Source organism: Microbulbifer aggregans (assembly GCF_001750105.1).
In the GTDB taxonomy this organism is placed as follows: domain Bacteria; phylum Pseudomonadota; class Gammaproteobacteria; order Pseudomonadales; family Cellvibrionaceae; genus Microbulbifer; species Microbulbifer aggregans.
Genome location: NZ_CP014143.1, coordinates 1,402,097 through 1,422,683 on the forward strand (window position 1 = coordinate 1,402,097; position 20,587 = coordinate 1,422,683).

Sequence of the window (20,587 nt, forward strand, 5' to 3'; positions counted from 1 at the left end):
TTGGTCTGGGTGCTTAAAATTTGCGCGCCCGCGCAAGTCGAATAGCCCGATATGATACAGCACCCCCGAGCCCCCCGTGAAATCGTTGCGACCGATTATCCCGCCCCGCCCAGCGAGCGGCGCTGGCAGGATGAAATGGCCGACCTGGTCACCGACCCGCGGGAGCTGATTGAATTGCTGCAGCTGGACCCGGCACAGCTGCCCTCAGCGCTGCGCGCCAGCGACGACTTTGCGCTGCGGATACCGCGGCCCTTCCTTGAGCGCATGCGCAAGGGCGATCCGGCCGATCCACTGCTGTTGCAGGTCTTGCCCGGTGCGCCGGAACTCGAGGCCGCGCCAGGCTTTACCCCGGACCCACTCGGTGAGAGAGACGCCAACCCCGTGCCAGGCGTGGTGCACAAGTACCGCGGGCGCCTGCTACTGATTGCCGCCGGACAGTGCGCGGTGAACTGTCGCTACTGCTTTCGCCGCTTGTTTCCCTATGGCGAGAACCACCTCAGCCGGGCCCAGTGGCAGGATGCGCTGGACTATATCCGCGGTCAGGACGCGCTGCGGGAAGTGATCCTGAGCGGCGGCGACCCGCTGGTACTGGGCGATCGCCAGCTGCAATGGTTTGCCGATGAGCTGGCGACTATCCCGCAACTCACGACACTGCGGGTGCACACCCGCCTGCCGATCGTGGCACCCAGTCGGGTAACTGATGAACTGCTGCGCTGGCTAACGGGCAGCCGCCTGAGACCGGTGCTGGTGCTGCATTGCAATCACGCCAATGAGATCGATGACCGCGTAAGCGCAGCGCTGCAGCGGCTGCGGGCAGCCGGGGTGACACTGCTCAATCAGGCCGTCCTGTTGCGCGGCGTCAATGATTCAGAGACCGCTCTGGCGGAGCTGAGCGAGCGGCTGTTTGCAAGCGGTGTGCTGCCCTACTACCTGCACCAGCTGGATCGGGTGCAGGGCGCGGCGCATTTCGAGGTCGCCGACGATCGTGCCCGTGCCCTGGTGGCGGCAATTCGCCGGCGGCTTCCGGGCTACCTGGTTCCTCGTCTGGTCAGGGAAATCGCCGGAGAGGCCTCCAAGACGCCGATCTGACAGCAGGGGCAGTTCCGGGGCGACGAATTTCACAATTTTGGCGGATAATTCATTTTTGCCCGCTTGTTTGGGGAATTCGCCGCTCCCTATACTGGCGTCTAACCAATGGATGGTTAGACAAAATGCCGGAAGCTCCCACTCAAGCGGTGACCCGCAAAACGGTCTCCGCACCCGATCTCTTTGCGCGCCTGCAGCTGCCTGCGCTGTCGCTGGACGCGTTGTCCTGCGGTTGCGACAGCGAGCGCCAGCTGTACGACTGGCTCGCAGAACAATACCTTCAGCCCTACCAGCCCAGTGACCAGCACAGGTTGTCTGCGCTGTTAAACACACTTGCCGATGAAATTGCCCGCTGGCGCAGCCCTCCCCAGCGTCGCCTGCCGATGCTCGAGCTGGTGCGGGAATACACGCTTGCCTGTGTGGATGCCATGGCCCTGCGCCAGGCCGGGCAGATCAATGCCAGCGGTTCGACGCTACAGGCCGGAGTGCGTGCTGCCATGCGGCTCCTGCAGCAGCTGGCGCTGGCATACAGTGCGCTGGCCCAGCAAATGCGGCTGGAGCCGGGGCTGCCGATTCTGGTGCGCCGTCGCAGTGCCCGCGCACTGCAGCGCGCGGTCGATGCCTACCGGCGCCTGATCCAGCTGGGGCCGTTGTTCTCCGTCGCCACGCCGGCGAACACCTGGCGTAACCTGCAGCTGCTGGTCCAGCTCGCCAGGGCACAGAAACTCGATGGCCAGCGAGTGCGCGACCGGCATCATCCCCAGCGACGCGATAGTGTCGCCGATGCCTATATCCAGGCTGCGCTGTTCGGCAGTGCCAATCCGGGACAGCTCTCCGTGCCAGATCAGGAGCGGCTCTGGTCTCTGACCCATCAATGGCTTTCCTGCGTTGTTATCGAGGACCGCTATACCGAGCGCGGCAGTGCACTGCTCGCCTCACTGGCACTGGACCAGCCTCCGATTCCCGCCAATCGCGTTGAAAACTGCCAGTTGGACCTGCGCCATTTCACAGCGCCGCTGGGCTGGAAGATCGACCTGAAGCGACTTCTCGATCAGCTCTCCCGCGCTGCGGAAAGAGAGGGGCAGGGGTTGATCCACCGTATCTATCATGGCTGGGCGGATGATTTTGGCCGCCAGCAGCGCCGCACCCCAACCGAGCAGCGCTGTGAAATCCTCATCGGTCTCGGTGCGATCTGTCATCACCTGGATAGCGGTGCTCTCCTCGGCAGTGATGTTATCGACCGCCTCTGTGGTGGCCCCAGTGAAGCAACTTCTGTCGACACCACCCGCACCGACTTGCGCCGCCAGGCCAGTGAATTCGGGGGTGTCCTCCCCAGTGCCCCGAGTCTGGGGGGGCGCTGGAAGGGCGGAGTAAGGGAGTCTCTCGCCGAGCGTTACCGGCCGCTGGAGGCTGGAGTAATCGATTTCAGCAGTGCGGGCATGGGTCTCAAGCTGAGTCATGAGCTGGCCGAAAAAGTGCGTACCGGTGAGCTGCTGGCGGTCCGGCTGGTGGATACCTGGCAGCTGGCTGTGGTGCGCTGGCAGTACACCCTGCCGGACCATTGCCGTGCCGGAGTGGAGTTTCTGGCGTCCGAGGCGCTGGCGGTGCGTGTGCAGCGTCACACCGATGCCGGACATTTGTCGGCACCGATTTCGGGCATACTGCTGCGGACTGCGGATGGGGCGGGAGCAACGCTGGCCCTGCCAAAGCCACTGTTCAAGAGGGGTGACAGTGTCGAGTTGCTCGCCCAGCCCGAGGGGCGATCCCTGCGGCTCCAGGGGCAGGTCGAGACCGGAGAGGGGTTCGCCTGCTTTGACTTTGTGTGACAAATCTCTCGACTGCTGGCGGCGCCCTTGTAAGTAACGGCTGACGCAACCTAAACTTGGGGACTTTGAGCGTCGGGCCCCTCCCGGCGCCTGCGGCCGCGCCAGCGGCCGCCGCAGTAGTCACAAAGAGCAATAAGATGAGCGCCAGCGACACCATCCGACTTCTCCTGATCCACGATGTGCCCTCCGAGGCCCAGAGACTTGTCAGCATGCTGCACAATGCGGGTCGACCCAACCGCGCACAGCACGTGGCCAGTGAGGCGGCCCTGGTAAAACTGCTGCAGGACAAGACCTGGGATCTTCTCATTGCGGCAGAAAGCAGCCAGAAGCTCGCTCCCGCCGTGGCGCTGCGCACCATTCAAAAAATGCAGAAAGATGTCCCCGTCCTGTTGCTCAGCGAGCGCGATGGCGCCCAGCCGGTGGTCGAAGGGCTGAAGTTGGGTGCCCGTGATGTCATCACCGTGGATGAGGATCAGCATTTGCTACTGGTGATCCAGCGGGAATTGCAGGCGCTGGAGAACCGCCGCAAGGCGCGCCTGCATGACCGCCGCTATCACGCCACCCTGCAGCGGGCCAAGGAGCTGCTCGACAGTTCCAAGGATGCTATCGCCTACGTCTCCGACGGGCTGATCGTCTACGCCAATGAGTCTTTTGCCGAGCGGTTTGGCTACAAGAGCGGTGAGGATGTGGAGTACCAGCCCCTCATCGACATGCTGAGTGAGAGTGAGCGTGAGGACGGCAGGGAGTTCCTCAAACAGTGCGCCATCGACAACAACGAAGTCGAGGCCCGACAGTGGAAGTTCACCGCCAAGACCGCCTCCGGTTCCCAGCTGCCAACGCGGGCGGAAGTCCTCGCCACGGTTTATGACGAGGAGCGCTGCCTGCAGGTGCGCATCGCCACCCGCGCCGGGGATACCGAACAGCTGGAGGCGCAGCTCAGCGACATCAAAAACCGGGACCCGCTCACTGGTCTCTACAACCGCCAGCATTTCCTCCGCTTGCTGGACTCGACCATTAATGCCATTGCCGGCTCCCAGCGTACCGGCGGCCTCCTGTATCTGGAGATCGACCGGTTCGAGCAGACGGTGCTCGGTACGGTGGGCGTGGCAGGTGCCGATGCCCTGCAGAAGAAAGTGGCGGAGCTGCTGCAGTCCAGCCTGCGCCGTGGCGATGTGGTGGCCCGCTATGGCGACGAGAGCTTCTGCCTGTTGATGTCCGAGACGACGCCGGACAGCGCCGAGCGTCGCACCGGGGAACTGCTGAAGAAGATTTCTGACACCATTTTCGAGGCGGCGGGCAAGACATTGCATGTGACCGCCTCAGTGGGTATCTCGCTTCTCAGCGAGGCCTCCGGCAGCGGTGAGAAGGTGCTCAATCAGGCGCTCAAGGCCCACGATCAGGCCCTGCAGCACAATGACAAGGGCGATTGTTTCGCGCTCTACGAGCCGGATACGGAACAACAGGACGACGCCAACACCTACCGCCGCGCACGGGTGGCTCAGGCCCTGGAAGCGGGCAAACTGAAGCTGCTCTATCAGCCGGTGCTGAGCCTGCAGGGCAGCGGCGAGCATCTCTACGAGGTGCTGGTGCGGCTGGTAGACGGCAAGGAAGAGCTGGCGCCGGTGGCATTCCTCGAGGGTATCGGCGACTCGTCGCTGTCGTCGAAGATGGACCGCTGGGTGATCCTTACCGCGATCAAGGCCGCCGCAGCGCAGCGCGCGACCGGCAAGCAGGTCACGCTGTTATTGCACCTCACTTCCGCCTCGCTGCTGGACAGCAGCCTCCCGGCCTGGCTGGGGGTGGCATTCAAGGCCGCCAAAGTGCCGCCGGGCGCGGTGGTTTTCCAGCTGCGGCAGGAAGACATCAACAGCAACCTGCATGCGGCGCGGGACTTCACCAAGCAGGTGCAGGACCTGGGCTGTCGGGTGGCGGTCTGCCACTTTGGCACCGGTCTCAACCCGTTCAAGTCGCTCGAACACGTCAAGGTTGATGTGGCCAAGGTGGACCCCTCCTTTGTGCGTGAAGTGCAGGATGAGGGCGAGAGCAGTGAGACGCTGGCCAACCTGATCAAGGAGCTCTCCACGACTGGCACCAAGGTCATCGTGCCGCACATCGAGCAGGCCAGCATGCTGCCGACTCTGTGGCAGACGGGTACCGACTATATCCAGGGCTACTATGTCCAGGCACCCGCTGAGGAGATGGCATTCGATTTCAGTCTGGATTGATCCTGCGGCCGGCGACCGGCCGCCGGCAAATCAATCTCCTTCCCCCTGGTGAGAGCGCGCAAAAAATCCCCTCTGCATCCACTTTCCGCGCAGCGCGCTTTCACCTTCTGCCGCCCTTTGGTTATGCTTTAGCGCAATTTCAATGAGCCAAAACCAACTGGAGCCTTTCCATGCCTTCCAGATTCATTCGTACCAGCCTGTTGATCGGCGCCACGGCGCTGGTAGTGGCGTGTTCCCCTTCCGAGGAGCCGCAAAAGCCCGACAGTGAAGCCGCCGTTCCGGCAGTGAGTGACGCCCCCGCCGCTACCGAGGACAAGGCCTCAGAGGCAATGTCAGACCAGCCGGAATCCGGAGTGGACTACCACTCCTTTGCCAACACCGGTGATTTCCGTGTGAAACACGTGGACCTGGACCTGACCGTCGACTTCGATCGCAAGGTGCTGGAGGGCGAGGCCAAGCTGCAGATCAAGCGCCTCACCGACAAGAAAAAGCCGCTGGTGCTGGATACCCGTGGCCTGGAAATCGAGTCTGTCGAGGCCGGCCACGGTGGGCAGATGCAGCCGGTGAAGTTCACCATGGGGGAAACCGATCCCAATCTGGGGACGCCGCTGAAGATCCAGTTGCCAAAGAGTGCCACGGCGGTGTCCATCCGCTATCGCACCTCACCGGACGCCTCTGGCGTGCAGTGGCTTGAGCCCCAGCAGACCGCCGGTGGCGAGCATCCTTTCCTGTTCACCCAGGCGCAGGCGATCCACGCCCGCAGTTTCGTACCGCTGCAGGATACGCCGCAGGTGCGGATTACCTACAACGCCACCATTCGCACGCCGAAAGAATTGCGTGCAGTCATGAGTGCGGACAACGACCCCGAAGCGGAAATGGACGGCGTGTTCGACTTCTCCATGCCGCAGCCGGTGCCTTCCTATCTGCTGGCACTGGCGGTCGGCGACCTGGAATTCAAGCCGATGGGCGAGCGCACCGGGGTTTACGCCGAGCCGGAGCTGCTCGATGCCGCCGCTGCGGAGTTCGAGGACACCGAATCCATGCTTGAGGCCACCGAGGAGGTGTACGGTCCCTATCGCTGGGATCGCTACGACCTGCTGATCCTGCCGCCGAGTTTCCCCTTCGGCGGTATGGAAAACCCGCGTCTGAGCTTTATCACCCCGACCGTCATTGCCGGTGACAAGAGCCTGGTGGCGCTGATCGCCCACGAGCTGGCGCATTCCTGGTCCGGCAACCTGGTCACCAATGCCAGCTGGCGCGATCTGTGGCTGAACGAGGGTTTCACCACCTACCTGACCAACCGCATCATGCAGAACATCTATGGCGACGAGCGCTATCGTATGGAAATGGCGCTTGGCTACGATGACCTGCAGGCGGATCTGGCGGACCGGCCTGACGGCGACGAGATCATGGCTATCGACCTGCGCGGCCGTGATCCGGACGAAGTCTTCTCGAATATCCCCTATGAAAAGGGTTCGCTATTCCTCTACGAGCTGGAGCAGAAAGTGGGCCGCGAGAATTTCGACAAATTCCTGCTGGACTACTTCAACAACTTTGCCTTCCAGAGCATTACGACCGAGGACTTCGAGAATTATCTGGAGAAAACACTGCTGGCAGAGTATCCGGACGAGCTGGATGCGGAGCGCATCCGCCAGTGGATCCACGAACCGGGTATCCCGGAGGGGGCACCGGTCCCGACCTCCGATGCGTTTACCAAGATCGACCCGGTACGCGAGCAGTGGCTGAAAGGTGAAATCGCGGCTGCGGATATCGACACCAGTGACTGGACTTTCCACCAGTGGAAGTACTTCCTCGACGGTATGCCGGAAAAGCTCAGTGAGGAACAGCTGCAGGAGCTGGACAGTGCCTTCAACCTGACCGAGTCCAAGAACAACGAAATCGCTTTCAGCTGGCTCATGATTGCCGTGCGCAATGACTACCAGCCGGCGTTTGAGCGCCTGGAGAACTTCCTTACCGAGATCGGCCGTAACAAGTTCCTGCGCCCCCTGTACCGCAATCTGGTAGAGAGTGGTAAGCAGGAAATGGCGGCACAGATCTTCGAGCAGGCCAAGGCCGGCTACCACCCGCTGACCGTAAAAGTGAATAGCCGTATCATCTACGGCGAAAACGCTCAGTAACCTGCCCCGGGAGGACGGTGGTCGCAGTCGCCGTCCTGCCCTCCGGGTGAACCGGAAACGGATTTTCCCCGTAATTCGAATACCCCCGGCTTGCAGTACGCCTGCGGGCCGGGATCCCGAGTCCGCCCCCCTCTGCGCCCGACTACGACAGCTGTGCCGGGTGTCTGCTGCGGTGTGATGCGGTTAGATTTCACCGTGACCCGAAACAGAACATGAAACTACAACCAATCGGCATATTTTTGTGCGCCCTGCTGACACAGTCGGTAGCGGCTCAAAGTGATAAGGCTGTTCCAGTGCGAACGGCCGAAGTGGTGCAGGAGTCAGTGGCCACCCCGATCGAGGCTCTGGGGACGGCGAGGGCCTGGGAACATGTCGCTGTGCGTGCCAGTGAGACAGAGCGGATCACCCGTATCCACTTCGAGAGTGGCCAGCGCGTTAAGACCGGCGAGATCCTGGTGGAGCTGAGCCACGGAGAGGAAAAAGCGGAGCTGGCGGGCGCACGCGCCAGCCTCGAGCGCCATCGCCGTGACCTTGAGCGCCTGCAGCGTCTCGTACGCGACAAATTGGCCACCCGCGAACAGCTCGATGCCGCAGAAACACTGGTGGCGGAAACCCGGGCGCGAGTGCAGGCGCTGGAGGCGCAGATCGAGGACCGCATTATCCGCGCGCCGTTCAGTGGGCAATTGGGCCTGCGTAATGTCAGTGTCGGCAGTCTCGTGTCTCCTTCGGAGGAGATCACGACGTTGCAGGATATTCGCCAGCTGAAGCTGGATTTCACTGTGCCGGAGCGGCAGATGCCGGCAGTCGAGGGCGGGATGCCGATCCGCGCCGTGAGCCGCGCCTACCCGGAGCGGGTGTTTCAGGGTGAGGTGATGATCGCGGAAGCGCGGGTGGATACCCAGACCCGGGCTTTCACCGTGCGCGCCCGGCTGGACAACGCCGATGAACTGCTGAAGCCGGGCATGATGCTCGCAGTGACCATCGTCAGTGATCAGCGCGAGGCGCTGACGATTCCCGAGGCGGCCCTGATTCCCCTGGCTGACAATCAGTGGGTGTATGTGCTGGAGCCGGCGGGTGAGGGCCTGGTGGCGCGCAAGCGCCAGGTGAAGCTGGGCCAGCGTTACCCCGGTAAGGTCGAGGTTTTGGAGGGGCTCAGCCGCGGTGAGCGCGTGGTGACCCGTGGCACCCTGCACCTGCAGGACGGCAAGCCGGTGGTTGAGCAGTCTGCCGAGGAGCTGACCCAGCGATGATCATCAGTGATACCGCCGTCAAACGTCCGGTCTTTGCGCTGGTGCTGTCCCTGTTGCTGGTGGTGTTCGGCCTTATCAGCTTCGATCGCCTGTCACTGCGGGAATACCCGGATATCGACCCGCCGATTGTCTCGGTGCGCACCGATTATCCCGGCGCCTCGGCCGATATTGTCGAGACACGTATCACCCGGCTGATCGAGGACCGGATCGCCGGTGTCGAGGGCATCGAGAGTATCTCTTCCTCGAGCCAGGACGGGCGTTCCGCCATTACCATCGAGTTCGGCATCAACCGGGATATCGATGCTGCCACCAATGACATCCGCGACCGCGTAGCGGGGGTGATGGACAACCTGCCGGTCGAAGCGGACCCGCCGGAAATCGAGAAGGTCGACAGCAGTGACGATGTGGTGCTGTGGCTGAACCTGACCTCCGAACGCATGACAGTGCCTGAGCTTACCGACTATGCGAATCGCTACCTGGTGGATCGCTTCTCAGTGCTGGATGGGGTGGCCCGTGTCCGTGTCGGCGGAGGCAAGGACTATGCGATGCGGATCTGGCTGGACCGCAATGCCATGGCTGCGCACGGTATCACCACCGCCGATATCGAGCAGGCCCTGCGGGCGGAAAACCGCGAGTTGCCCGCCGGATACCTGGAGTCCACCGATCGCCAGTTTACCCTGCGGCTGCAGCGCCAGTTCCGCAGTGAAGCGGCCTTCGCGCGCCTTGCCGTCGCTACCGGCGCCAACGGCCACGTGGTGCGGCTCGCTGACGTTGCGCGGGTAGAATTGGGCTCCGTCGAAGAGCGCTCCACCTTCCGTGGCAACGGTGAGTCCATGGTGGGTATCGGTATTACCAAGCAGTCCACCGGCAATATCATTGCCGTCGCCGAGGCAGCCAAGCGGGAACTGGAACGGGTCAACCAGACGTTGCCGGAAGGCATGACCCTGGCCCAGAGTTACGACTCCTCGGTGTTCGTGAGCGAGGCCATTGATGAGGTCTACACCACACTCGGGATCGCGGTGATCCTGGTGGTGCTGGTGATTTACCTGTTTCTGGGCAACTGGCGCGCAACCCTGGTACCGGCAATCACCGTGCCGGTGTCCCTGATCGCTACCTCCATTCTGCTGTATGCCTTCGGTTTCAGTATCAACCTGCTGACCCTGCTGGCGCTGGTGCTGGCCATCGGCCTGGTGGTGGATGACGCCATCGTGGTGCTGGAGAATATTTTCCGTCGCATGGACGAGTACGGTGAGCCGCCGTTACTCGCCGCCTATCGTGGCGCCCGCGAGGTAGGGTTCGCTGTGGTGGCCACCACCCTGGTGCTGGTGGCGGTTTTTGTGCCGATCACATTTGTGGACGGGGATATCGGCCGGCTGTTTTCCGAGTTCGCCCTCACCATGTCCGCGGCGGTGATCTTCTCGTCACTGACCGCCCTGACCCTGTCGCCGATGCTTGCCTCCAAGCTGGTGAAGCCCTCCGATGAGCACAATGCCATTACCCGGGCCATGGATCGCCAGCTGGAACGCGTACAAGGTGGATATCGGCGCGCGCTGGACGGCCTGTTGCGCCGCCGCTGGATCGCGCTGGCGAGCTTCGCCGCGGTGATGGTGTTTGCCGCGCTGGCGTTGAAGCTGATCCCCAGCGAGTATGCCCCGCGGGAGGACCGCGGTTCCTTCTTCCTGCTGGTCAACGGGCCCGAGGGGGCCAGTTACGAGTACATGCAGGAATACATGGACATCATCGAGCAGCGGTTGATGCCGCTGGTGGATGCGGGTTACGTGCGTCGCCTACTGGTGCGCTCGCCACGCTCCTTCGGCAGTTCGTCCACGTTCAACACGGGCATGGTGATCTTTACCCTGGCACCGTTTGGTGAGCGCCCGTCCGGCTTTGAACTGATGAATATGGTGCGGGGTAAGGTGGCCGACCTCAGTGGCGTGCGTGCTTTCCCGGTAATGCGTCAGGGGTTCGGTGGCGGGCTCGGCAAACCGGTGCAGTATGTCCTCGGTGGGCCCAGTTATGAGCAGCTGACGCAGTGGCGGGACCAGATTGACGCGGAGATTGCCCGCACCAATCCCGGCCTGCTGGGAGTCGACTGGGATTACAAGGAAACCCAGCCGCAGATGCGGATCGCCGTCGACTACGAGCGGGCCGCGGATCTTGGCGTGCGGGTGAGTGATATCGGCTCCACCCTGCAGACCATGTTCGGCTCGCTGCGGGCCACCACCTTTATCGACGATGGCGAGGAGTACGATGTGATCCTCGAGGGCGAGCGGGAGATGCAGCGCAGTCCTTCGAGCCTCGACAATATCTACACGCGCTCTTCCACCAGCGGCGAGCTGGTGCCCCTGCAGAGCTTTGTCGAGGTGCGCGAGTATGCGGACAGCCCGAATCTGCAGCGCTACAACCGCATCCGATCCATCACGCTGGAGGCAAATCTGGCCGATGACCTGGCCCTTGGGGATGCCATCGAGTACCTCAACGACGTGGTGGCGCGTACCATCGTCGGTTCACCGGTAATCGACTACAAAGGCCAGTCGAAAAACTTCCAGGATTCCGGCAGCACCATTGTGTTTGCGATTGTTCTGGGGGCGCTGGTGGTGTTCCTGGTGCTGGCGGCACAGTTCGAGAGCTTCGTACACCCGCTGGTGATCATGATCACCGTGCCGCTGGCCATGGCCGGCGCGTTGGTGGGGCTGTTGGCTACCGGGCAGTCCCTGAACCTCTATAGCCAGGTGGGGCTGATCATGTTGATCGGCCTGGCAGCCAAGAACGGCATCCTGATCGTGGAGTTCGCCAATCAGCTTCGCGACCGGGGGCTGGCGTTTGGTGAGGCCCTGCGTCGCGCGTCGGCCACGAGACTGCGGCCGATCCTGATGACCGGTATCACCACTGCGGCGGGCTCACTGCCATTGTTGCTCTCCACTGGCGCCGGTTCCGAAACCCGCTCGGTGATCGGGGTGGTGGTGCTGTTCGGGGTGCTGGCGGCGACGGTGTTTACGGTCTTTGTGGTACCGGCGGCCTATGACCTGCTGGCGCGCCGGACGGGTTCACCGGGGGAAGTGGGACGCGCCGTGGAACGGCTGCAGGGGGAACATCCCACGCCACGATAGTCTTGCCACTTGGACAGAATGAAAGTCTGGCGCGGAAAGCCTCCCGGCCGCGCCAGAGGCCGGCACATTTTCGGCTGTTCGACTGTCAAATCCGCCGGTAAAAGCGGTAAAGTAGGCGCCGCTTGGCGCGAAATGATAATTCATCAGGGAGGCGTCCCCAGGGGGAGCGGGTCGGAATTATGCGCAGAGGAATTATTCTGGTCGTTTTGTTGCTAGTGGTTGCAGGATGCAGCCGCCAGGTCTGTGATGATCGGCGGCCACCAGGTTACTCACCGGGGCCGATGTTCCCCCATGCCGGAATCCTTCACTAGAGATTCAGTCGCTGCCGAGCAGGCCGGCGATCTGGCTGTCGTTGAGTCCGAACAGGTAGAGCGCCGCGTCCAGGCCAAAACGGTCGATGGACTGTGGCGCAACCTGACGCACCTTGGGTTTGGGGTGGATGGCAATCCCCAGCGCACCGAGCGAGAGCATCGGGATGTCGTTGGCGCCGTCACCGACGGCAACCACTCTTGAAAGTGGCAGTCCGGATTCCTCCGCCATTTCCTCCAGCAGGCTCCGCTTGCGGGCGCCGTCCACGATCGGTTCGATCACCTCGCCGGTGAGAACCCCGGCGGCAAATTCCAGCTCGTTGGCGTGCACCACGTCGATCGGCAGCCGCTCTGACTTCAGATAGTTGGCGAAGTAGGTGAAACCGCCGGACAGGATGGCGGTTTTGCAGCCCATTGCGCGCAGTGCGCGCAGCAGACGCTCGGCGCCGGGCTTCAGCGGTAGCTGTGGTGCGATGCGGGCCAATTCTGTTTCCGGAAACCCCTTCAGTAGTCGCATGCGCTTTTTGAAGCTCTGACGGAAGTCCAGCTCGCCGCGCATGGCAGCTTCGGTGATCGCCGCAACCTGATCGCCGATGCCTGTGATCTTCGCCAGCTCGTCGATGACCTCGGCGTCGATCAGAGTGGAATCCATGTCGAAGCCCGCCAGCGAGGGCGGCCGCTGGCTGTCCCCGGCCTGAAGAACCAGATCGGCACCGATTTCCTCTGCAAGTGCCAGGCAGGCGCAGCGGGTCTCATCGAAATTCAGTTCGCCACGCACCTGAAAGCGCAGCACGGTGCAGTCGCGCTGGCGGGACAGGGTATCTACCGCCTCGATCGAAGCCCCCTGTGCGGCGATAAATTCCGCGACCGAACGCACCTGCATCAAGTTGGCGGCAGGAGAGAGGAGTGTCAGACACCAGGGGGCCGTCACCTTGCTCGCGGCAGGGGGAGCGGGGATTGGATGATCGAGTTCGAGGGCGCCCGCAAATGCATCATTGCCGCCACTGTCGATGCCGAGCAGCGCCAATGGCGCCAGCTGGGGCTGATACTCCAGATAGTGCAGGGCCGCCTCGCCGGAGGATGCGGTGATCTGGTCGAAAGACAGCTGCAGGGAGGTGATGGCGGTGGAGGCGTCCATGTTGGGTATCCGTGGCATCGCAAAGTTGGCCGCGCATTATAGCCCTGCCGGCAATATCCGCTAAAATCCCCGCCACTGCCGTCCAAAAATGACAATAAAGTGTGCCGCCCATGCCAGCCAGCCGCCCGGACCTGTCCCGCCTCCTGAAAAAGCTTTCCCCCAATGCCCGTCAGCAACTGGTCGGCGTTGCCGTCTGGGCGGTGATTGCCGCTTTCTGCGCCACCGGTCTGAGCCATGATTACGGTCGCCAAAAAAGCGCGGCCGAGGCGCGGGATCAGTCAGTGGCGGAAACTGCCGCGGCTGTGCTTGCCCGCCAGAGTCTGGAGCGGATCGTGGCCGGTGATCGTATCAGCTTGCAGCTGCTGGCCCAGGAACTGCTGGCACTGCCCGCCATAACCGGGGTCACGGTCCAGGACGTGGAGTCTTATCCCCTGACCCAGGTGGGTGATATCGACCGCGGTGTCACCGTGACCGCGCCCGTCGTGCTCCATGACAGCCTGGCCGGCAGCGTGGCGATCAATTATGTGCCCGGCGCGGCGGTGCATTTCCCGTGGGCAAGCCTGCTGTTGTGTCTCGTCTTCGCGCTGCCGGTGAGCGCGGTTGCGGCTCTGGCCGTTGCACAGCTGCCTGCGCGTCGGGGAACGCCCGTGCTCGCGCCCGCGCCGGTGAAGCCGGCGCCAGAAACGGAACCGCCGCTGGGTGCTGGGCTGTACTTGCGCCCGCTCAACTGGGCCCAGTTACGCAACCAGCTGAGCCGGGGGGCATTGGAAAAACTCGAGCAGCAGCTCCGCGAGCGGCTGACTCTGCTGTGCCGCATCTACGATGCGCGCCCGCTTAAAGACGCCGGACCCCAGCAGGGGCTGGGTTTTGCCGGTGCTGATGCGGGCTTTCGTGCCGTCTGCTGTGGTTTGCTGTTGCGGGAATTGCAGGGCAGCAGCGCTGTGACTGGCCTGCAGCTGGCTCTGGCCGTGACGCCCGGGCAGTTGGACGACTTTTCCGCCGATCGCTTGCTGGCCCAGCCGCGCAGCCTTTACTTGCATCGGGACCTGCTGGAGGAGCCGGAGCTGGCGGATCGAATCCACTGTCACGAGAGTGATGCCGGGCTGGAAGTCACGGCGCTGGCGCCGGTATATCAGAGCCTGCTCGACAACCAGCTGCAGCAGCTCGCCCAGGCCTGAAGCCCACAATTCCGGGTTCAATTTTCCCATCTCCACGGTGACTCCGGTCGGCGGGGAACTGACTATCTTTGCCGGCAGGGTTTCGCCTCTGGCTTTACGTTTACGTTAACGTAAACCTTTGCTAGGCTTGCCAGCATTCCCAGGAGGCAGCCATGAAGTCCGCATCTCAACAGGCCGATAGTCACAGCTTCAGTATCTCGGATCTGTCGCGGGAGTTCGGCATTACCACGCGCACCATCCGCTTTTATGAGGACAAGGGACTGCTGAGCCCGGAGCGTCGCGGCCAGACTCGCATCTATTCCCCGGAGGACCGGGTCCGGCTCAAGCTCATCCTGCGGGGCAAGCGACTGGGATTTTCCCTCGATGAGAGCCGCGAAATCATCGAGATGTATGACCCGGCCCACGGCAACGTGGAACAGCTACAACGCCTGCTGGAAGGCATCGAACAGAAACGCGCGCAGCTGCAGCAGCAGTTGCGCGATATCCAGAGCCTGATGGGCGAGCTGGACGAGGCGGAGGAGCGCGCCCGCGCTTCCCTCGCGAAGAATATTTCCCCGTGAACTGCTAACCGTTTTCCGGAGTTGCTATGAATACCGCTTACCGCACCCTGAATTTCAATCTCGGCGAAGAGATCGATATGTTGCGCGACATGGTCTACAAATTCTGTCAGGCCGAGCTCGCCCCGCGCGCTGCACAGATCGATGAGGACAACCAGTTTCCCGCCGATATGTGGAAAAAGTTCGGCGACATGGGCCTGCTGGGCATTACTGTGGAAGAGGAGTTTGGCGGTTCCAATATGGGTTACCTGGCCCACGCAGTCGCCATGGAAGAGATCTCACGCGTATCCGCCTCCGTGGGACTTTCTTACGGTGCCCACTCCAATCTGTGCGTAAACCAGATCCGTAAGAACGGTACCCAGGCGCAGAAAGAAAAATACCTGCCCAAGCTGTGTTCCGGTGAGCATGTCGGCGCACTGGCCATGAGCGAACCCAATTCCGGTTCCGATGTGGTCAGCCTGCAATTGCGCGCAGAGAAAAAGGGGGATCGCTTTGTTCTCAACGGTAACAAGATGTGGATCACCAACGGCCCCGACGCGGATACCTATGTGATCTATGCGCGCACTGAGCCGGGTATCAGCTCCGGTGGTATCACTGCGTTTATCGTCGAGCGTGGCTTCAAGGGATTCTCCCAGGCGCAGAAGCTCGACAAGCTCGGCATGCGTGGCTCCAACACCTGCGAGCTGGTGTTCGAAGACTGCGAGGTGCCGGAGGAAAACATCCTCGGCGAGCTGAGCGGTGGTGTGCGGGTACTGATGAGTGGTCTCGACTACGAGCGCACCATCCTCTCCGCCGGTCCGGTCGGCATCATGCAAGCGTGTATGGATGTGGTTGTTCCTTACGTGCACGAGCGCAAGCAGTTCGGCAAGGCCATCGGTGAGTTCCAGTTGATGCAGGGCAAGCTGGCGGACATGTACGCGGATCTGAGTGCGAGTCGCGCTTTCCTCTACTCGGTGGCGCAGGCCTGTGACCGCGGTGAGGACTCACGCAAAGATGCTGCGGCAGTGATTTTGTTCACTGCCGAGCGCGCCACGCAGATGGCTCTGCAGGCGATCCAGACCCTGGGCGGTAACGGTTACATTAACGAATACCCGACAGGTCGCCTTCTGCGGGATGCCAAACTGTACGAAATCGGTGCCGGCACTTCCGAGGTGCGGCGCATGCTGATCGGTCGTGAGCTGTTCAGCGAAACGCGTTAATAAACGGGCTGGCGATCATCACCGGAGAGTGGGGTGATGGCCCAGCCGCGAAGACGCCACAAAACGGAAAAGAACTTTGCCAGCAGCAAGCCAACACCTATGAACCAGCTACAGAGCAAGATCAATACCCGCGACGAAGCCTTCGCAACGAATCGCGAAAAAATGCAGGCAGTGGTTGCGGATCTCAAACAAAAACTGGAGACCATCGCCCAGGGCGGTGGGGAGCGAGCGCGGGAGAAGCATCTGTCCCGCGGCAAGCTACTACCCAGAGATCGCATCGATGCGTTGCTCGACCCGGGCAGCCCCTTCCTGGAATTGTCCCAGCTCGCCGCCTATGACGTTTATGGGGAAGATGTGCCGGCCGCCGGCATCATTACCGGCATTGGCACCGTTTCCGGCCAGCCTTGCGTGATCGTCGCCAATGATGCAACGGTGAAAGGCGGTACCTATTACCCCCTGACCGTGAAGAAGCACCTGCGGGCGCAGACCATTGCCGACCAGAATAACCTGCCCTGTATTTATCTGGTGGACTCCGGTGGCGCCAACCTGCCGCGACAGGATGAGGTATTCCCGGATCGCGAGCACTTCGGCCGTATCTTCTACAACCAGGCCAATCTCTCCGCGAAAAATATCCCGCAGATCGCGGTGGTGATGGGCAGCTGTACCGCCGGTGGTGCTTATGTGCCCGCTATGGCAGACGAGTCCATCATGGTGAAAGAGCAGGCCACCATCTTTCTTGCCGGCCCGCCGCTTGTGAAAGCTGCCACCGGTGAGGAAGTATCGGCGGAGGAGCTGGGGGGCGCGGAAGTGCACTGCCGCACTTCCGGTGTTTCCGACCACTATGCCAACAATGATGTACACGCGCTGCAACTGGCCCGTCGCTCGGTGGCACGCCTCAACCGGGTGAAAAATCCCGGCCTGGATATTTGTGAGCCGGTAGAGCCCATCTACCCACCGGAAGAAATTTATGGCGTCGTACCGGCTGACTCGCGTCAGCCCTATGATGTGCGCGAAATTATCGCCAGGGTGGTGGACGGCTCAGAGTTTGACGAATTCAAAGCTCTCTATGGCACGACACTGGTCACGGGATTTGCCCGCATCCAAGGCTACCCGGTGGGTATCGTTGCCAACAACGGCATCCTGTTTGCCGAAAGTGCACAGAAGGGGGCGCACTTCATCGAGCTGTGTGCACAGCGCAACATCCCGCTGGTATTCCTGCAAAACATCACCGGCTTTATGGTGGGCAAGCAGTACGAGGCCGGTGGTATTGCCAAGCACGGCGCCAAGATGGTGACCGCGGTAGCGACGGCCAAAGTGCCGAAAATCACCATCCTGATTGGCGGTTCCTTCGGCGCCGGTAACTACGGCATGTGTGGCCGCGCCTACGATCCAAACTTCCTCTTCATGTGGCCCAATGCGCGTATTTCCGTGATGGGGGGTGAACAGGCCGCGGGCGTACTCGCCCAGGTCAAGCGGGACCAGAAAAGTGCCCGTGGTGAGAGCTGGAGCGAGGAGGACGAACAGGCATTCCGCAAGCCGATCGTCGATACCTACGAACACCAGGGTCACCCTTACTATGCCTCGGCGCGGCTCTGGGACGACGGCGTTATCGATCCGGCAGATACACGCCGGGTGCTGGGCCTGTGTCTGGCTGCAGCAACCCACAAGGAGCCCGAGGAAACCCGCTTCGGCGTTTTCCGCATGTAATGCCCGAGCCTGGAAGTTCTGTCCGGAAATCACCGAACAAGGAAAATTCATGACTGAAAAACTGCTGACCGAAATCGATAGCGAAGGCGTGGCCACGGTCACCCTGAATCGCCCGGACGTGCACAACGCGTTCGATGATGATCTTATCCGGCAGCTGGGCGAAACCTTCGATCGCCTGTCCCAGCAGCCCGAGGTCCGAGCGCTGGTGCTGGCTTCCAACGGCAAGAATTTTTCCGCCGGCGCCGACCTCAACTGGATGAAACGCATGGCGGAATACTCCGAGGAGGACAACCGCCGGGATGCCGCCGCACTGGCGGCCATGCTGCACAAGCTGGACACTTTCCCCGCGCCGACCATCGCCCGGGTACAGGGTGCGGCGTTTGGCGGCGCGGTGGGCCTGGTGAGCTGTTGCGATATGGCGGTGGCTGCGGAGCGTGCCAGCTTCTGCCTTTCAGAGGTGAAGATTGGCCTGCTGCCCGCCACCATCAGCCCCTATGTCATCAATGCCATCGGCGCCCGCCACGCGCGCCGCTACTTCGTCACCGCCGAGCGTTTCAGCGCGCAGCGCGCCCGTGAAATCGGCCTGGTCTCCGAGGTCTGCCAGGAGGGTGAGCTGGACCTGGAAGTGCAGAAACTGGTGAACACGATTCTCGATAATGGCCCGCGGGCCGTCGCCATGGCCAAGCAGTTGGCGATGTCCATGTCCAACCGGGTGATCAATGAAGAGTTGCAGGGCCAGACCAGTGCGCTGATTGCAGCGGTGCGGGTCTCCCCGGAAGGGCAGGAGGGGCTCAGCGCCTTCCTGGAGAAACGGGCGCCCAGCTGGATGGGTAGTGGCGAGGAATAATTTTTCGGAAGCACCATGATTCGCAAACTGTTAATAGCCAATCGCGGCGAAATTGCCTGCCGCATCATCAAGACTGCCCGCCGACTCGGCGTAGCCACCGTTGCCGTCTATTCCGATGCCGATGCCGATGCCCTGCATGTGCAGCTGGCGGATGAGGCGGTACGCCTGGGCCCGGCACCGGCGAAAGATTCCTACCTGGATGTTGCCAAGGTACTCGAGGCTGCAAAGCGCACCGGTGCGGATGCCATCCACCCCGGTTACGGTTTCCTGTCGGAAAACGCCGGCTTCTGCCGGGCCTGCCAGGAGGCCGACATTATTTTTGTCGGCCCGCCGGCGTCCGCGATCGAGGCCATGGGCTCCAAGTCCGCGGCCAAGCGGATCATGGAGGAGGCCAAGGTGCCGCTGGTGCCCGGGTATCACGGTGAGGAACAGGACCCCGCAGTACTCGAGGAGCATGCACAGCGCATCGGTTATCCGATTCTGCTGAAGGCGGCCGCCGGTGGCGGCGGCAAGGGGATGCGCCGGGTCGACAGTGCTGCAGAGTTCCGCAGTGCCTTGGACGCGGCCAAGCGGGAGGCGATGAACGCCTTCAGTGATGACCTGATGCTGCTCGAGCGCTACGTGGTCAGTCCGCGGCACGTGGAAATCCAGGTGTTCTGTGACCAGCAGGGTGGTGGCGTCTACCTGTTCGAGCGGGACTGCTCGGTCCAGCGTCGCCACCAGAAGGTGGTGGAAGAGGCGCCCGCGCCCGGCTTGTCCGAGGAGCTCCGTGCCGAGATGGGGGAGGCGGCCCTGCGCGCTGCCCACGCCATCGGCTACGAGGGTGCCGGTACGGTCGAATTCCTGCTGGATGCCGACGGCCGCTTCTACTTCATGGAAATGAATACCCGCCTGCAGGTGGAGCACCCGGTGACCGAGATGATCTCTGGTCAGGATCTGGTGGCCTGGCAATTGGCGGTTGCAGCCGGGGAGCCGCTGCCGAAGCGGCAGGAAGAGCTGGCCATCGACGGCCATGCCTTCGAAGTCCGCATCTATGCGGAAGACCCGGACAACAATTTCCTGCCTGCAACCGGCACGCTGGTGCGCCACCGGCCGCCGGAGGCGAGCGAGTCGGTGCGGGTGGATACCGGCGTCCAGAGCGGTGACGAGATCAGCGTGCACTACGACCCGATGATCGCCAAGCTGATCTGCCACGGTCGCAATCGCCGCGAGGCCCTTGCGAGGCTCGACCGCGCGCTGGGCCAGTATCAGATCGCCGGGCTGCGCCACAACATCGACTTCCTGCGTCGTGTCATCAATCAGGAAGACTTTGTTGCCGGCCGGGTCAGTACCCACTTTATCGAGGACCACGAGGCGGAACTCCTGCAGGCGGAGCGGGTGCTTACTCCGCTCGAGTGTGCCGGCATTGCCGCTTATCTGCACGAGCGCGAAATGCGCGACCTGAAGGCCTCTGCGCCGCATGCAGACCGGTATTCACCGTGGCACTGCGGCGACAACTGGCGCAGTGGCCTGTCGGCCCGACGCCATCACAACATCGATATCCACGGTCGCCATTTCGATCTGGTTACCGAGATGAATGACGGTGTGGTGTCCTGGGAGTGTCCTAGCCTCGGCGAAGCCGGGCGGGGTGAAATCCGCCTGTTACCGGGCCGCGAACTGGCACTTGTGGACGGGCGCCGGATGAGCTTTGCCTCCGTCGACACCGCAGAGGGCGGGGCCGTATTCGTCGGTGACCGGCAGGTGGAGTTCCGGGTACTGCCACCGGACCTGGGTGAGGGCGGCCAGCACGCCGAGGGCCTGGAAGCACCGATGAACGGCACCGTGATCGCGCTGCTGGTGGATCCCGGCAGCCGTGTCGAGGAAGACCAGCCTTTGCTGGTCATGGAGGCGATGAAAATGGAGCACACACTGCGCGCCCCCGCAGCCGGCGTGGTCCAGCAGTACCTGTGTGCGGCGGGAGATCTGGTGGACGGCGGCAGCCTGCTAATCGATTTCGATACCGAGGAGCAGTCATGAGC

Annotated in this window: 13 protein-coding genes; 12 read left to right on the top strand and 1 reads right to left on the bottom strand. The window is 62.4% G+C overall.

Annotated elements, in window-relative coordinates:
- Window positions 1-51 precede the first annotated feature (51 nt).
- The 6 genes from epmB to AUP74_RS06085 all read left to right on the top strand — a co-directional run bounded on the left by epmB (window position 52) and on the right by AUP74_RS06085 (window position 11,635).
- Complete coding sequence (gene epmB, locus AUP74_RS06060) at window positions 52-1,089, top strand: EF-P beta-lysylation protein EpmB (RefSeq protein ID WP_069946796.1); 1,038 nt, start codon at window positions 52-54, stop codon at window positions 1,087-1,089.
- 122 nt (window positions 1,090-1,211) lie between these two features.
- On the top strand, window positions 1,212-2,912 hold the full coding sequence (locus AUP74_RS06065) for a hypothetical protein (RefSeq protein WP_069946797.1): 1,701 nt from the start codon (window positions 1,212-1,214) through the stop codon (window positions 2,910-2,912).
- A gap of 137 nt (window positions 2,913-3,049) precedes the next feature.
- Window positions 3,050-5,137: an EAL domain-containing response regulator gene (locus AUP74_RS06070; RefSeq protein WP_069946798.1), complete on the top strand. Its 2,088-nt coding sequence runs from the start codon at window positions 3,050-3,052 to the stop codon at window positions 5,135-5,137.
- Between the two features lie 170 nt (window positions 5,138-5,307).
- Window positions 5,308-7,275, top strand: a complete 1,968-nt coding sequence (locus tag AUP74_RS06075) for a M1 family metallopeptidase (protein WP_069946799.1) — start codon at window positions 5,308-5,310, stop codon at window positions 7,273-7,275.
- A gap of 293 nt (window positions 7,276-7,568) precedes the next feature.
- Window positions 7,569-8,525, top strand: a complete 957-nt coding sequence (locus tag AUP74_RS06080; protein ID WP_158514544.1) for an efflux RND transporter periplasmic adaptor subunit — start codon at window positions 7,569-7,571, stop codon at window positions 8,523-8,525.
- Window positions 8,522-11,635, top strand: a complete 3,114-nt coding sequence (locus AUP74_RS06085; protein WP_069946801.1) for an efflux RND transporter permease subunit — start codon at window positions 8,522-8,524, stop codon at window positions 11,633-11,635. Before AUP74_RS06080 ends, AUP74_RS06085 begins: the two co-directional genes overlap by 4 nt.
- A gap of 315 nt (window positions 11,636-11,950) precedes the next feature.
- On the opposite strand, the gene serB is transcribed toward AUP74_RS06085, so the two are convergent.
- Window positions 11,951-13,081, bottom strand: a complete 1,131-nt coding sequence (gene serB, locus AUP74_RS06090; protein ID WP_069946802.1) for a phosphoserine phosphatase SerB — start codon at window positions 13,079-13,081, stop codon at window positions 11,951-11,953.
- A gap of 110 nt (window positions 13,082-13,191) precedes the next feature.
- On the opposite strand from serB, the gene AUP74_RS06095 reads away from it, so the two are divergent.
- The 6 genes from AUP74_RS06095 (at window position 13,192) to AUP74_RS06120 (ending at window position 20,585) form a co-directional block, all read left to right on the top strand.
- Window positions 13,192-14,259, top strand: coding sequence for a hypothetical protein (locus tag AUP74_RS06095; RefSeq protein WP_069946803.1), 1,068 nt, complete (start codon window positions 13,192-13,194; stop codon window positions 14,257-14,259).
- Between the two features lie 152 nt (window positions 14,260-14,411).
- Window positions 14,412-14,819 carry a MerR family transcriptional regulator gene (locus tag AUP74_RS06100; protein WP_069946804.1) on the top strand — a complete coding sequence of 136 codons (408 nt, stop codon included), beginning with the start codon at window positions 14,412-14,414 and terminating at the stop codon, window positions 14,817-14,819.
- Window positions 14,820-14,845: 26 nt separating this feature from the next.
- The gene (locus AUP74_RS06105; RefSeq protein ID WP_069946805.1) at window positions 14,846-16,015 is read left to right on the top strand and encodes an isovaleryl-CoA dehydrogenase; all 1,170 of its coding nucleotides are present in this window, start codon (window positions 14,846-14,848) and stop codon (window positions 16,013-16,015) included.
- Between the two features lie 99 nt (window positions 16,016-16,114).
- Window positions 16,115-17,722, top strand: coding sequence for a carboxyl transferase domain-containing protein (locus AUP74_RS06110; protein WP_069946806.1), 1,608 nt, complete (start codon window positions 16,115-16,117; stop codon window positions 17,720-17,722).
- A gap of 49 nt (window positions 17,723-17,771) precedes the next feature.
- A complete protein-coding gene (locus tag AUP74_RS06115; protein WP_069946807.1) occupies window positions 17,772-18,569 on the top strand; it encodes an enoyl-CoA hydratase/isomerase family protein in 798 nt (265 codons plus the stop codon).
- Window positions 18,570-18,584: 15 nt separating this feature from the next.
- Window positions 18,585-20,585, top strand: coding sequence for an acetyl-CoA carboxylase biotin carboxylase subunit (locus AUP74_RS06120; protein ID WP_069946808.1), 2,001 nt, complete (start codon window positions 18,585-18,587; stop codon window positions 20,583-20,585).
- Window positions 20,586-20,587: the final 2 nt, after the last annotated feature.

What these genes read in the sequence shown, in the direction of transcription:
- epmB (WP_069946796.1), top strand. Translation starts at nt 52, where the DNA reads ATGATACAGCACCCCCGAGCCCCCCGTGAAATCGTTGCGACCGATTAT.
- AUP74_RS06065 (WP_069946797.1), top strand. Translation starts at nt 1,212, where the DNA reads ATGCCGGAAGCTCCCACTCAAGCGGTGACCCGCAAAACGGTCTCCGCA.
- AUP74_RS06070 (WP_069946798.1), top strand. Translation starts at nt 3,050, where the DNA reads ATGAGCGCCAGCGACACCATCCGACTTCTCCTGATCCACGATGTGCCC.
- AUP74_RS06075 (WP_069946799.1), top strand. Translation starts at nt 5,308, where the DNA reads ATGCCTTCCAGATTCATTCGTACCAGCCTGTTGATCGGCGCCACGGCG.
- AUP74_RS06085 (WP_069946801.1), top strand. Translation starts at nt 8,522, where the DNA reads ATGATCATCAGTGATACCGCCGTCAAACGTCCGGTCTTTGCGCTGGTG.
- serB (WP_069946802.1), bottom strand. Translation starts at nt 13,081, where the DNA reads ATGGACGCCTCCACCGCCATCACCTCCCTGCAGCTGTCTTTCGACCAG.
- AUP74_RS06095 (WP_069946803.1), top strand. Translation starts at nt 13,192, where the DNA reads ATGCCAGCCAGCCGCCCGGACCTGTCCCGCCTCCTGAAAAAGCTTTCC.
- AUP74_RS06100 (WP_069946804.1), top strand. Translation starts at nt 14,412, where the DNA reads ATGAAGTCCGCATCTCAACAGGCCGATAGTCACAGCTTCAGTATCTCG.
- AUP74_RS06105 (WP_069946805.1), top strand. Translation starts at nt 14,846, where the DNA reads ATGAATACCGCTTACCGCACCCTGAATTTCAATCTCGGCGAAGAGATC.
- AUP74_RS06110 (WP_069946806.1), top strand. Translation starts at nt 16,115, where the DNA reads ATGAACCAGCTACAGAGCAAGATCAATACCCGCGACGAAGCCTTCGCA.
- AUP74_RS06115 (WP_069946807.1), top strand. Translation starts at nt 17,772, where the DNA reads ATGACTGAAAAACTGCTGACCGAAATCGATAGCGAAGGCGTGGCCACG.
- AUP74_RS06120 (WP_069946808.1), top strand. Translation starts at nt 18,585, where the DNA reads ATGATTCGCAAACTGTTAATAGCCAATCGCGGCGAAATTGCCTGCCGC.